The organism is Mucilaginibacter sp., assembly GCF_964263795.1.
Classification (GTDB): Bacteria; Bacteroidota; Bacteroidia; order Sphingobacteriales; family Sphingobacteriaceae; genus Mucilaginibacter.
This window is the reverse complement of sequence record NZ_CAXVWK010000055.1, coordinates 42,585-56,173: the sequence shown is the minus strand read 5'-3', so window position 1 is coordinate 56,173 and position 13,589 is coordinate 42,585. Positions and strand designations below refer to the sequence as shown.

The window sequence follows — 13,589 nt, the reverse complement described above, 5'->3', positions numbered from 1 at the left end:
TGCATTGTGAACAACATAAAAGGTAAAATAGATATACGCAGCCTTAGCTTAGACGCTTTGCAACAGCACTTTCTCGCGATGGACGAGAAGGGCTTCCGCGCAAAACAGGTTTACGAATGGCTTTGGAAAAAATCTTGTTTATCCTTTGATGAAATGAGCAATATTTCAAAAGAACTACGTACTAAACTCAATGAAAATTTCAGCATCAATAATGTTAAAATAAACACCTCACAGATTAGTGCTGATAAAACTATAAAAAATTCCTTTATATTACATGATACTCACCTAATTGAGGGTGTTTTAATTCCTACAGCCGATAGGATGACCGCCTGCGTATCATCACAGGTTGGATGCAGCCTTACCTGTAAATTTTGCGCTACCGGCTACATGGAGCGCAAACGCAACCTTAACCCTGGTGAAATTTACGACCAGGTTGTGCTGATAGATAAACAGGCGCGCGAAAATTATGGCATTCCCTTGTCTAACATTGTTTACATGGGCATGGGCGAGCCTTTGCTGAATTATGCCAACGTTTTAAAATCGATAGAACGCATTACTGCCGAAGACGGATTGAACATGGCCGCAAAGCGCATAACGGTATCTACAGCGGGCATTGCCAAGATGATACGCAAATTGGGCGACGACGAGGTGAAGTTTAATCTGGCTTTATCGCTGCATGCCGCTAACGACGAAAAACGAAATACCATAATGCCTATCAATGAGCAAAATTCGTTAAAGTCACTCGCCGATGCACTTAAATATTACTACGCTAAAACCAAAAACGCCGTAACTTACGAATACATAATTTTTGACGGTGTAAACGATACCTTGCAGGATGCTATAGAATTGGCCAAGTTTTGCAAACACCTGCCGTGCAAGGTAAACATCATTGAATATAACCCGATATCTTTTGCTTCCTATATCAACGCTGGCGAAGATAAGGTAGAAAAGTTTGCAGATTACCTGCGCAGCCAGGGCATAAACACCAACTTGCGCCGCAGCCGTGGTAAGGATATCGACGCAGCATGCGGACAACTGGCCATTAATGAAAAAGAGAAAGAAACTGCGGCAGTAGTTTAATTTTCTGCCTAAATTACAGGCATGCAAGTTTTACGCACCTACCTGGGCGATTTTGTTTCGCTGATCTTCCCACAACTTTGTGTTGCCTGCCGCGCCAGCCTGATGGCTAACGAAGACTTGCTTTGTACTGATTGCCTTTATAATCTACCCTTTACTAATTTCCATCAACAACCGGATAATAGTGTAGCGCGCCAGTTTTGGGGCAAGCTATCTATCAATGGTGCTTATGCATTATACTATTTTAACAAAGGCGGCCATATACAAAATATGATGCACCAGTTTAAATACAACGGAATGCACAAAATTGGTAACCTACTTGGGCAAATAGCAGGCAGGCAGCTTTCACAATCAGTTGTATTTAACGCTGCCGATGTGATCATACCGGTACCATTGCACAAAAAACGATTAAGGGAGCGTGGCTATAATCAAAGCGCCTGCTTTGCCGAAGGCCTTGCGCAAAAACTTGATGCAACGGTAGATATTGATAACCTGGTACGCCGCGTGGCCACCAAAACACAAACGCATAAATCGCGCTTTGCAAGGTTCGAGAATATGAAGGAGGTTTTTGAGGTGGCCCGCCCGGATGACCTTGCCGGTAAGCATGTATTGCTGGTTGATGATATTGTCACCACCGGATCGACACTTGAGGCATGCGGGATTGAATTATTAAAAGTACCGGGATTAACCTTGAGCATTGCAACAATAGCTTATGCGGAATAACCTGGATTATGCGGTTGATTTGTGGGGAGTTGATTCGGCAAGCTGATAATATCGGAATGGACTTTACAAAAGCACTTACCCGATCAACTAACAATTATTGTTTTTGATACCGGCTCAGTTTATCGTAAAGCGCTTTAGGATCAAACGGTTTCAGGATGTAGTCATTCATACCGGCACCTTCTATCTCGCCCATCTGGCTTCCAAGCATAGACGCGGTAAGTGCAATGATCGGCAGATTTTGGAAGTAGGAGTCTGTTTTACTACGAATAACGCCTGCAGCTTCTAACCCGCCCATAATAGGCATGTGGATATCCATTAACACAACATCAAAATTTTTGTGCAGTTCAAGTTTGTCAATCGCTTCCTGGCCGTTTTCGGCAAAGTCGGCACTGGCGCCCCATTTTTTTAATACTTTATTTATTAGTAATCTGTTTATCTGATTATCATCAACAACAAGTACGTTAATATTTAGTCCTGCTTCCACTTTGTTATCGTTATTAGTAGTGTCGTTATCTAACTTTTTAAATGTAATGGCAAACCAAAACGTCGATCCTTCGCCTAAAACACTATCCACGTTTATGCGTGAATCGTGAAGCTCGATAAGGCGTTTACTGATCGCCAGCCCTAATCCGGTACCGCCGTAATTGCGGGTAGTATCAGCCTCGGCTTGTTTAAAAGATTCAAATATGGTGTTAAATTTGTCTTTAGCGATACCTATCCCGGTATCAGTTATGGCAAATCTTATCCTAACCGCACTTTGATTATCTTCAATCAGCTTAAGATCAATAGTTACCCCGCCACTAGCTGTAAACTTAACCGAATTACTCACCAAATTTAGTAAAATCTGCGTAAGTCTGGCCCGGTCGCCAATAACAAATGCGGGTATTGCCGGGTCTACATGCTGTTTTAAGTAAATATCATGTTCCACAGCTTTGTATTGCATAGATGCGGTAATGCTGTTCACCGTATCACGCAGATCAAGCCGGGCTTCTTCCAGTTCAATGTTACCAGTCTCTATTTTTGTAAAATCAAGCACATCGTTTATCAAGGTCATCAGGTTCTCGGCAGAGAACTTTAGGATGCTTAGATTTTCTGTTTGGGAAGGCAATGGGTTATCATCGAGCAACAAATGCGACATGCCGATAACCGCGTTGAGCGGGGTACGGATTTCATGGCTCATAACACCTATAAACATGTCTTTGGCCCGATTAAGCTGAAGCGCTTCTTCTTTAGCGGCAATCAGTTCCTGCTCGGCCTTTTTCTTGGCCGTGATGTCAATGATCACTTCAATATACTTATCTACCTTGCCGTTATCCGCCATTATCACCGAATTGATCACCGAGATCCATAGCGGCTGGCCGTCTTTACGGTAAATCAACAGGTCAACCTCGAAAGATTGCTTAAGCTGCGATAACTCGCGCGACCGGGTGATGATCGATACATCTGTCAGTTCCCCTTTAAGTGAGTCGCCCAGGTGTTTGTCTTTTACATCAGCAAGCGTATATCCGGTAATATGTTCAAATGCGTCGTTCACCCATTCAACACAACCCTCACTATCGTTAATTACCACACCACTGGTAGTTTTACTGGCCACCAGTGATAGCATAGTTAATTGCTCTTCCGATTTTTTGCGGGCGGTGATATCAACCATTACGCCTATCTGCCGCTCTACACCACCCTCCTCATTAAACAAAGGGCTGTTTGATATAAACACCCAGGTGGCTGAGCCGTCCTTTTTATATATCTTCAGTTCTATCTCATATGGTCGGTTTTCTTCAACCGCCTGTACGGCACTTTCAAAGACAGTCATGTCGGTTTCCTCGCCAATGAGGTCGCGGCCGACGCTATGGCCTTTCAGCTCATCAAGCGAATAGCCGATAATGCTTTCCATACATTCATTCATCCAGATGATCTTCCCTTCAGCATCGCGGATCATGATCCCGCTTGGCGATTTGCGTGCCGCGAACGACAGGATCTCTACATCATGCTCAGCGCTTTTTCGGGCGGTAATATCGATGATGATGCGGATGTACTTTTCAATATCGCCATTGCCGGCATAAATGGTTGAATTTGTAACCGAGATCCAGATAGGTTTGCCATCCTTGGTGGTCATCGATAATTCAACCTCGTATGACCTGTTGGATTCCCGGGATTCTATAAGTTCTTTTTCGGCTCTGGCATCACGTGGTTTGCCCTTAAGCACGGCGCCCAGGAATTGGTGTTCTACATCTGCCAGGTCATAGCCGGTTATGTTTTTAAAGGCATCATTTACCCAAACCACCTCATCATTGGCATTGCTAATTACTACACCGTTCTTGATCTTGCTGGCCACTAATGATAGCTGCTCGGTTTCGAGCACCAGCCGTTTTTGAAAGGTGATATCGCGGCCACTGGCATACCACTTGCCGCCCTTATTTACAGCTGTCCAACTTAGCCATTTTACCTGCTTATCGCGGGTAACGGTTTGGGTTTCCAGTTCAATGGGTTGCTGGGATGCAACGGCCTTTTCTATCAGCGGAACATACAGCTCACGGTTTTTGCCGACGACAAAATCCCATAGTGATAATCCAATAGCCTGATCTGGCGTGTACCCCAATATATCATTAACAGCATTATTGATCAGCTCAATCCTGGAATCGGCATTGGCGATGAAGTGAATTTCTGATGAGCTGTTAAAAAGCGTGTAAAACTCCTTATGTACTTCCAGGCTTTTTTCCAGCGCTTTTTTTTGCTTGCGCAAGATAAGGTGCGACATGACCTCGCTCGCCAGGATGCGCATCGCGTCGCGCTGTTCGTCGGTTAGGTTGCGTACTTTCTGGTCCAGCACGCACAGGGTGCCTATGCGGTAACCATCCGGGTCGATAAGGGGCGCGCTGGCATAAAAACGCAGGCCGAACTGCCCGGTAACCATCTCCTGTTCTTTAAGAAACGGATCGCCCGTTGCGTCAGAAACTTCAACTAAATTCTCTTGCTTAATGGTGAACTGGCAATACGAGTCTTCGATCGGGACCTGATCGATAGCCAACCCTACCTGCGATTTAACCCATTGCCTTGTGTCGTCAATAAAAGATATAAAGGCAATGGGTGCCTGGCATATATAGGATGCCAGGCGTGTAATTGCATCATACTCCTGCTCCGGTAGGGTATCCATAATACCGTAAGAGTTAAGGGCCGCCAGGCGGTCCTGCTCACTACCTTGAAGGGGATGCTGCTCAGTCATTCTTTAATCTAAATCCTTGTCTCTGTATAACGGATGATCATGCATCAACTTGTGTACCTTTTTACGTACTTTTTTCAATGAAGTTTCATTTTCCGGATCCATCAGCACCTCGTCGATAAGTTCAACTATAAGGTCCATATGTTTTTCTTTTAAACCGCGGGTAGTTATTGCTGCTGTACCCACGCGGATACCCGATGTTACAAACGGCGATTTATCATCATAAGGCACCATATTTTTGTTGATGGTGATATCGGCAGTTACCAAAGCATTCTCAGCAGCTTTACCGGTAATATTTTTATTGCGCAGGTCTATCAGCATCAGGTGGTTATCTGTACCGCCGGATATGATCTCGTACCCTCTGTCAACAAAGGCCTTAGCCATAGCGGCAGCATTCAGTTTCACCTGTAAAATGTACTTCATGTAACTGTCAGACAAGGCTTCGCCAAAGGCAATGGCCTTTGCTGCAATGATATGCTCTAACGGGCCTCCCTGTGTGCCGGGGAACACCGCCATATCTAATAATGCCGACATCATCCTTACTTCGCCTTTAGGGTTTTTTAAGCCAAACGGGTTAGGAAAATCCTTACCTAAAAGGATTAGTCCGCCGCGGGGGCCGCGTAGGGTTTTATGTGTAGTAGTAGTAACAATATGCACATGCGGAAGCGGATCTGTAAGCAAGCCGCGGGCTATCATGCCTGCCGGATGCGAAATATCTGCCAGTACCAAGGCGCCAACTTTATCGGCCACCTTACGGATAAACTCATAATCCCAATCGCGTGAATAGGCCGAAGCACCGCAGATGATCAATTTGGGTTTTTGCTCTAAGGCAACCCGCTCTAATTGTTCATAATCAATCAAGCCGGTTTCTTTAACTACACCATAAAAATGCGGCTCATACAGTTTGCCGGAAAAGTTAACCGGCGAGCCATGGGTTAAGTGGCCACCGTGCGAAAGATCAAAACCTAATATTTTATCGCCTGGCTGCAATACCGCAAGCATTACTGCTGCGTTGGCCTGCGCGCCGGAGTGTGGCTGCACGTTGGCCCATTCGGCATTGAAAAGCTGTTTTGCGCGATCAATAGCTATGGTTTCTATCTCATCAACCACCTCGCAACCGCCGTAATAGCGTTTGCCCGGTAAGCCTTCGGCATATTTATTAGTAGCAACAGAACCTGCTGCTTCCATAACCTGCTTGCTAACAAAATTTTCAGAGGCTATCAGTTCAATACCCTCTTCCTGGCGCAGCTGCTCTTCATCTAACAGCTTAAATATTAATTTGTCTCTTTTCATTGTTGTGTGTAATGCGCGCTAAGTTAGCTATAATATTAGATTTGAGATACCGGTATTGAGATTTGAGACAAAAACAATATCCTTTTAAATACAGCAATTTTGCAATTAAGATTTAAAGCGCAACTGTTAGATAGTGACCAACATTTAACCACTTAAAAAACGTAACAAAGGTTAACAAAGGTTTACACTTTTTTGCAAATAAACAAGTTAATTAACTGGCAATCAATTACTTGTGAAAAAGGTGGGTTAACATGAATTTGCCGGTCAAGTTAGCCCGGACAAGGTAGAGTTTTTGCCCTGTGATTTACTGCCGCGGCCACAAGCCTGACGCCGACGATGGCGTGACTTTAGCCTTCCATTTCCCTCGGCGCTATCCAAAAATTATTATAGCCTAAACCTATGGTGATATCTACCAGCTCCTGTTGCAGCATTTCCAGTACGGCTAAAAAGTTATAGATAAAATGCACCTTGTTTTCAGAGCTTCCCTTTATGCTGCTAAAATCAAGCCTGCTGTTTATGAGCAGCAGGTCGGTAATCACGGCCTTTTGCTTTTCAATGGTGTAAGGGTATTGGGTAACGGTATGGGTAACTTCTTCTGTACGGGTAAAAAACTGCCGCATTACCCGGTTGTAAACGGTCATTAATTTATAAAGGTTTATTTCCGACAACTCCTCACCGGGTACCGTCACTTTTTCAACCTGCTCCAGGTCGGCCTTGATGTTGCCCCGGCGCTCCTGCTTAAACCGCTCGTCTTCAAACGGGCGCAGCTTGTCGCACAGTTCTTTAAACTTTTTATATTCAATCAGCTTACGGATCAACCCCTCTTTGGTGTCCATCTCGTTCTCTTCCTCGCCGGTATTGTGCCGCGGCAGCAGCATTTTAGCCTTAATGCGCATGAGGGTGGCCGCCACAAAAATAAATTCACTGGCCAGTTCCATGTTCAGCACCGTCATCTGGTGAATGTAATTCAGGAAATCGTTGGTAATGCGGGCAATAGGTATATCATGAATGTCAAGTTCGTCGCGCTCTATAAAGAAAAGCAACAAGTCAAACGGACCTTCAAACTGTGGTAACCTTATCGCGAAAGCATCATCGGTCATAACCAAAACTACAGCTAAAAAACCTATAAAAAAATATCTGTTGCTAATTACAAAACAATATTTACCTTTAAGATATTCCATTTAAATAGCCTACTTTTGTAAGTTAAAATATACCAGATAAGTAAATGCAGGTACCCGCCGGTGATCTATTAAAAAACATCAATTATCCCTCTGATTTAAAGAAAGTTAAAGAAGATGATCTGGAACAGGTATGTAAAGAACTGCGCCAGTATATCATCGATGTGGTATCGGTAAATGGGGGCCACTTTGCAGCGAGCCTGGGCGTTGTTGAGCTTACCGTTGCTTTACAATATGTGTTAAACACCCCTTACGATCAATTGGTATGGGATGTTGGCCACCAGGCTTACGGGCATAAGATACTTACCGGCCGCCGGGACGATTTTCATACCAACCGCCTGCACGGTGGCATTAGCGGCTTCCCTAAGCGGAGCGAAAGCATTTACGATACTTTTGGCGTAGGCCACTCATCCACTTCTATTTCGGCAGCATTGGGTATGGCTGTAGCTTCGCAATACAAGGGCGAAACCGACCGGCAGCACGTAGCCGTTATAGGCGATGGCAGCATGACGGCCGGGATGGCCTTTGAAGCACTTAACCACGCCGGTATAGAAAACTCTAACCTGCTGGTTATACTGAATGATAACAATATGGCCATTGACCCTAACGTTGGTGCGCTTAAAGAATATTTAACGGATATTACCACCTCTAAACCCTACAACAGGTTTAGGGATGATATTGCAGGTGTACTTACCAAGCTGTCATCAATAGGCCCGGATGCTTTTAAAATAGCCCAAAAGCTGGAGAAGAGCATTAAAGGCACCCTGCTTAAGCGCAGCAACTTTTTCGAGGCGCTTAAATTCAGATATTTTGGCCCTGTAGACGGCCATGATGTAAAACACCTGGTAAAATTGCTGCGCGATCTGCGTGACATTCCGGGACCAAAAATTTTACATTGCGTTACCACAAAAGGCAAAGGATATGCCCTGGCAGAAAAGGACCAAACCAAATGGCATGCGCCCGGCTTGTTCGATAAGATCACCGGCGAGATCAAAAAGGTTACTTACGATAAACCACAGCCGCCCAAATACCAGGACGTTTTTGGCCATACCATTATCGAACTGGCCGAGGCAAACCCTAAAATTATGGGTGTAACGCCCGCCATGCCTTCAGGTTGCTCTTTAAACCTGATGATGAAGGCCATGCCTAACCGCGCCTTTGACGTTGGTATTGCCGAGCAGCATGCCGTAACGTTTAGTGCCGGCATGGCTACACAAGGGCTTATCCCTTTTTGTAACATCTACTCCAGCTTTATGCAGCGTGCTTATGACCAGGTGATACATGACGTTGCTATACAAAAGCTTAATGTGATTTTTTGCCTTGACCGTGCTGGCATTGCAGGCAGCGACGGGCCAACCCACCACGGTGCTTACGATTTAGCCTACATGCGCTGCATCCCTAACATGACGGTATCTGCGCCCATGAACGAGGAAGAATTGCGCAACCTGATGTACACTGCCCAGCATGACGATATGGGCCCGTTTGTGATACGCTACCCGCGTGGTAATGGTGTTATGGTAGACTGGCGCCGCCCGTTAAAAGCTATACCTGTTGGTAAAGGCCGCAAAATTTGCGATGGTGAAGAAGTGGCGATATTATCTATCGGTACCATTGGAAATGAAGTAATTAAGGCTACAGCCCAACTAAATAACGAAGGTTTTTACCCCGCACATTACGATCTGCGTTTTGTAAAACCGTTAGACGAAGCAATGCTACACGAAGTGTTCCAGAAATTCGGCTGTGTAATTACGGTTGAAGATGGCTGCCTGGAAGGTGGGGCCGGTACCGCGGTATTAGAATTTATGGCCGATAACAAATACAATGCGAACGTTATCCGCCTGGGTATCCCCGATCAGATCATTGAACACGGCGAACAGCCTGAGCTTTGGGCCGAATGCGGTTATGATGCCGCCGGTATTGCCGCAACTGTAAAAAGCCTGGATATTAAGTGCAATAAGCATACAATTGCCTCATAACAAATATCAGCGGTAAATCATCGTTTCATAATAATTTTACATGTCTGACCAGGAAGCTGCCCACTTTTACATGCGGTTATTTACCCATCTGGAGCCTGCAGATATTGCTGCGCTGGTGGGCATCACTCGCACACGGCAGTTGGCTGCCGGCGAAGTTTACATTGCAGCAGGATCCGAATCGCCTAAGCTGGCTTTTATAAAGCAGGGCCTGATACGTGTATACTACCTTAAACCCAATGGAGATGACCTCACCCTAATGGTAAGATGGGAAAACCAGATCTTTGCTTCAATTGATCAGATCTTATATCAGCGCCCCAACCGGTTTACCTACCAGGCTGTTGAAAATACTTCATTACTGGAAATGGATTACCGGAAAGCGGAGCAGATCATCGACAAGAACATCGCGCTATCTGTAATGCGCCACTCACTTTTACTGCATATGCTGGGTGAGGCTATGGCACGTGTAGAAGACTTTATACTACTATCTGCAGAAGAACGATACTTAAAATTAATGGCCGAACTCCCTGGTTTATATAATCGTGTCCCCGATAAACATCTTGCAACGCTCCTGGGTATTACGCCGGTATCACTTAGCCGGATCCGCAGGCGCACAGCACGATCAGTAAGATAGCTTAATTATCTTTTGTTAATTTTTTACCGTCACAGATGTAATATTTTTGTTTAGTTAAACTAATCAACAAAATATGAATCCAGTAGCGAATTTTTTTATTACAGTGCTCGCTGTTACCATATTACGTTATTTTATAATTGCGGGTGCAGCATTTTTTACTTTCTATAAATCATTCAGTAGCAAGGCAGTATCTCTTAAAATACAGTCAAAGAACGCATCTAAGGCCGATTTTATCAGGGATATTTTCCACTCTATGCAAACCGCGGTAATATTCGGTGTTATCGCTTGCATCATATTTCTTACACCTGTCAGGCAAATAACCCAGATACCGCCAGACGGCACCACAATGCCACTTTGGTGGATTGCGCTTAGCCTTCCTTTGAGCCTTATCATTCACGATACTTATTTTTACTGGATGCACCGTTTGCTTCATCATCCCAGGTTATTTAAGCATTCGCACGTGCTACACCATCGTTCTACCAATCCCTCACCCTGGAGCTCGTATTCCTTTCATTTTTTTGAGGCCTTTACAGAAGGGCTGATACTGCTGATAGTGACCATATTACTGCCGATGAACGCCCTTGCCATAGGACTATTTATCCTGGTAGGATTTGTTATAAACGTTTACGGCCACTTAGGCTTCGAAGTAGCACCGTTATGGCTTAGAAACACGCCGCTGTTTGAAATAATCAACACATCGGTTCATCATAACGTTCACCACAGTAAATTTAAGGGTAATTACGGCCTTTACTTCCGCATTTGGGATAGGTTGATGGGTACGGAGCACCCTGATTATGTACGCGAGTACGACAGGATACAGGCCAACCGGATGCTTGCCCTTAAGCATAAAAAAGCGCAATCTGAATTACAGGAAATTTAGAACCTAATCTTTTTGAAGGTTTTGCACCTTGCCAAAAGATCACTGCTCGTTTTGAATCTCTGTTATAAAGGAATCAGGCAGCTACAAAAAAAGGCGATGAGCTTATGCTCATCGCCTTTTTATTCCGTCCGCTTCAGCGGGTTATGGGGTTAAATTATCTTGCGGGTGCTGCCGGTGGCGGCGTTGGCAATGCTTTACGCGGGATCATATCCTTACGCTCAGATGTATGGTAAACAAACGATGCCACGATAGTTGCCGCCTGTTTCAGATCATCTTCGCTTAAGCGGTCGTAAGTATCCTGGTTGCTGTGGTGGGTACGGGTATTGTAATCCATGCCATCCTGAATAAACTGGAAACCCGGTAAACCTACCGCGTCAAAACTCTGGTGATCTGTACCACCGGTGTTGCTAACGGTAACGGTTGTAGCACCCAGGTCAGCAAATGGGGCTAACCAAGCTTTAAAAATCGGACCAGCTGCGCTATCGCCCTGTAGGTAGATACCCCGTATTTTACCGGTACCATTGTCAAGGTTATAATAGGCATCTAATTTTGCCTGCTCCGGTTTAAGCTGCATAGTGCGCGGATCGCCAAAGTGTGCCGCCACGTAACCGCGCGAGCCGAATAAGCCCTGCTCCTCACTGCTCCATAAAGCAATACGGATAGTACGTTTTGGTTTGTAACCGATGGTTTTTAAGATGCGCATAGCCTCCATCATCACGGCGCTGCCGGCAGCGTTATCTGTGGCGCCGGTTGCACCATGCCATGAATCTAAGTGGCCGCCTATCATAATTACCTGCTCTTTTAACTTTTTATCAGTACCCGGTATTTCGGCAACAACGTTGTAGCCTTGCAGGTCATTAGCAAAAAATTCCGTTTTGATATCGGCTTCCATAGAAACCTTTTGGCCTGCTTTTACCAAACGTAAAATACGCAGATAATCCTCGCCGCTGGTTTCTAACTCCGGCGCAACGGTCTTTGCAGTATCGGCATATGATGCGCCGTTGGTAGTAAATGTTGTACCATCGGTACCGCGGCCTTGTGCCAGTATTAAACCAACTTTTTCGTCTAACAAAAATTTGTTAAGAGCAATACGCATAGCCAGGGCTTTGCGGCGCGCTGCCATTTGCGGGCTGTTAGGGTCAAACGCACGCCGCGGGCCACCGGCAGGTGCCATAGTAGCAGCCGACATTTTTGTCAGCTCCTCATCGGTATAACGGGATAGATCAGGGTTTTTGCTGCGGGTTAGCTTAGCCTGGGTATCCATAATAACTATCTTGCCTGCAAGCTTGCCTTTATATTGGTCCAGGTCGGTAGTGGTATCAGCTTTTACCAACACAACATCTCCTTTGATCAGCCCGTTGGTACCCGGTGTCCAGGCTTTAGGGATAGCAATAATGGCGTGGTAGTAAGGAACGGTGATAGCGGCGTAATTCTTTTGAACTTCCCAGCCTTTACCGAATTTACCCCAAGGCTCCAGTTTTGAATTTACCATTCCCCATGATGCAAGGGTTTTAACGGCCCAGTCCTGCGCACGTTTTAAGCCCGGTGAACCAGCCAGGCGCGGCCCGGCAACATCGGTTAAGTAAAAGGCGGTTTCCATTACCTTAGAGTGGTTTAACCCCTCTTCGCGAATTTTCTGAACAGCGGCCTGGTCAACAGTTTCCTGCGCTAAAGCTGAAGCTGTTATACCCGTAAGTGCTAAACAGGTGTAAAGTAGTTTTAATTTCATATTAATCAGTTAGTTAATCTGTAACAAACATATTTAAAAATATCGGGGATACGGTGCGGCCAGATTTAACAAAGCTGTTACAGGTTATTGTTTTTTGGGAGGTGAAAATAAACTTTAGTAAATTACTTTAAATGGGTATCTAATTGATCAATAGCTTGTAACCCCTGCCATGCACATTAATGATCTCTACAGATGGGTCGTCCTTTAAATACTTGCGGATCTTGCTCAAAAACACATCCATACTGCGGCCATTAAAGTAATTGTCGTCATGCCAGATGTTCAGCAGTGCTTCCTCTCGGGTAAGCACCTCATTTTTTTTCAGGCACAGCAGGCGTAAAAGTTCTGCCTCTTTGGTAGATAGCTTTTGCATACCAGTACCGTGGCTTATGGTTTGCGATGTATAATCAAATGTATAACTACCTAATTTAAACTGCGTGGGATTATCGTCGCCTTGTTTCCCGGGCTTTTCTGTCCGTTTTAAAAGGGCGTTGATGCGCAGCAATAATTCTTCTATCCGGAAGGGTTTGGTAATGTAATCGTCACCGCCCAGGTTAAAGGCTTGCGTTTTATCTTCTATCATCGCTTTGGCCGTCGCAAAAATAATAGGCACTTGCGGGTTTATTTTCCTGACCTCCTTACCCAGGGTAAACCCATCCTTTTTGGGCATCATCACGTCAAGTATCAGCAGATCGTAATTCTGTTTGGTGAAGGAACGCAGCCCCTCCTCGCCATCTTTACACAACACTACGTCGAATTTCCCTTTAAGCTGCAGATAGTCCTGTAACAGCAGGCCCAGGTTCGGGTCATCTTCAACAAGTAGTATTTTTTTCATGACGGGTGATTGTTTAGTCCGGATTCCGTATGCCGGCAAGTCCGAAAGGTTTA

Annotated in this window: 10 protein-coding genes; 5 read left to right on the top strand and 5 right to left on the bottom strand. The window is 45.1% G+C overall.

Translation table 11 applies throughout. The features are described from left to right. Positions 1-6: 6 nt before the first annotated feature. Together rlmN and ACE5CV_RS09360 are read left to right on the top strand one after the other, a co-directional pair. On the top strand, positions 7-1,080 hold the full coding sequence (rlmN, locus tag ACE5CV_RS09365; RefSeq protein ID WP_374949904.1) for a 23S rRNA (adenine(2503)-C(2))-methyltransferase RlmN: 1,074 nt from the start codon (positions 7-9) through the stop codon (positions 1,078-1,080). 21 nt (positions 1,081-1,101) lie between these two features. After that, positions 1,102-1,800 carry a ComF family protein gene (locus tag ACE5CV_RS09360; RefSeq protein WP_374949903.1) on the top strand — a complete coding sequence of 233 codons (699 nt, stop codon included), beginning with the start codon at positions 1,102-1,104 and terminating at the stop codon, positions 1,798-1,800. A gap of 94 nt (positions 1,801-1,894) precedes the next feature. Here the strand turns inward: ACE5CV_RS09360 and ACE5CV_RS09355 are convergent, their stop codons facing one another. From ACE5CV_RS09355 to ACE5CV_RS09345, 3 genes are all read right to left on the bottom strand, one after another. Further along, complete coding sequence (locus ACE5CV_RS09355; protein ID WP_374949902.1) at positions 1,895-5,020, bottom strand: PAS domain-containing protein; 3,126 nt, start codon at positions 5,018-5,020, stop codon at positions 1,895-1,897. Between the two features lie 3 nt (positions 5,021-5,023). After that, a complete protein-coding gene (gene glyA, locus ACE5CV_RS09350; RefSeq protein WP_374949901.1) occupies positions 5,024-6,310 on the bottom strand; it encodes a serine hydroxymethyltransferase in 1,287 nt (428 codons plus the stop codon). A 347-nt stretch (positions 6,311-6,657) separates the two neighbouring features. Next, positions 6,658-7,491: a segregation and condensation protein A gene (locus tag ACE5CV_RS09345; protein ID WP_374949900.1), complete on the bottom strand. Its 834-nt coding sequence runs from the start codon at positions 7,489-7,491 to the stop codon at positions 6,658-6,660. Positions 7,492-7,535: 44 nt separating this feature from the next. Between ACE5CV_RS09345 and dxs the strand changes: the two genes are divergently transcribed. From dxs to ACE5CV_RS09330, 3 genes are all read left to right on the top strand, one after another. Continuing rightward, the gene (gene dxs, locus ACE5CV_RS09340; protein WP_374949899.1) at positions 7,536-9,464 is read left to right on the top strand and encodes a 1-deoxy-D-xylulose-5-phosphate synthase; all 1,929 of its coding nucleotides are present in this window, start codon (positions 7,536-7,538) and stop codon (positions 9,462-9,464) included. Positions 9,465-9,504: 40 nt separating this feature from the next. Next, complete coding sequence (locus ACE5CV_RS09335) at positions 9,505-10,095, top strand: Crp/Fnr family transcriptional regulator (protein WP_374949898.1); 591 nt, start codon at positions 9,505-9,507, stop codon at positions 10,093-10,095. A gap of 73 nt (positions 10,096-10,168) precedes the next feature. Next, the gene (locus ACE5CV_RS09330) at positions 10,169-10,975 is read left to right on the top strand and encodes a sterol desaturase family protein (RefSeq protein WP_374949897.1); all 807 of its coding nucleotides are present in this window, start codon (positions 10,169-10,171) and stop codon (positions 10,973-10,975) included. A gap of 154 nt (positions 10,976-11,129) precedes the next feature. Here the strand turns inward: ACE5CV_RS09330 and ACE5CV_RS09325 are convergent, their stop codons facing one another. Continuing rightward, positions 11,130-12,704: a M20/M25/M40 family metallo-hydrolase gene (locus tag ACE5CV_RS09325; RefSeq protein ID WP_374949896.1), complete on the bottom strand. Its 1,575-nt coding sequence runs from the start codon at positions 12,702-12,704 to the stop codon at positions 11,130-11,132. Between the two features lie 139 nt (positions 12,705-12,843). Continuing rightward, positions 12,844-13,536 carry a response regulator transcription factor gene (locus ACE5CV_RS09320; RefSeq protein ID WP_374949895.1) on the bottom strand — a complete coding sequence of 231 codons (693 nt, stop codon included), beginning with the start codon at positions 13,534-13,536 and terminating at the stop codon, positions 12,844-12,846. Between the last annotated feature and the right edge of the window lie 53 nt (positions 13,537-13,589).

Bases quoted from the DNA above. Each gene is read 5' to 3' on its own strand.
- ACE5CV_RS09360 (WP_374949903.1), top strand. From the start codon at position 1,102: ATGCAAGTTTTACGCACCTACCTGGGCGATTTTGTTTCGCTGATCTTC.
- ACE5CV_RS09355 (WP_374949902.1), bottom strand. From the start codon at position 5,020: ATGACTGAGCAGCATCCCCTTCAAGGTAGTGAGCAGGACCGCCTGGCG.
- glyA (WP_374949901.1), bottom strand. From the start codon at position 6,310: ATGAAAAGAGACAAATTAATATTTAAGCTGTTAGATGAAGAGCAGCTG.
- ACE5CV_RS09345 (WP_374949900.1), bottom strand. From the start codon at position 7,491: ATGGAATATCTTAAAGGTAAATATTGTTTTGTAATTAGCAACAGATAT.
- dxs (WP_374949899.1), top strand. From the start codon at position 7,536: ATGCAGGTACCCGCCGGTGATCTATTAAAAAACATCAATTATCCCTCT.
- ACE5CV_RS09335 (WP_374949898.1), top strand. From the start codon at position 9,505: ATGTCTGACCAGGAAGCTGCCCACTTTTACATGCGGTTATTTACCCAT.
- ACE5CV_RS09330 (WP_374949897.1), top strand. From the start codon at position 10,169: ATGAATCCAGTAGCGAATTTTTTTATTACAGTGCTCGCTGTTACCATA.
- ACE5CV_RS09325 (WP_374949896.1), bottom strand. From the start codon at position 12,704: ATGAAATTAAAACTACTTTACACCTGTTTAGCACTTACGGGTATAACA.
- ACE5CV_RS09320 (WP_374949895.1), bottom strand. From the start codon at position 13,536: ATGAAAAAAATACTACTTGTTGAAGATGACCCGAACCTGGGCCTGCTG.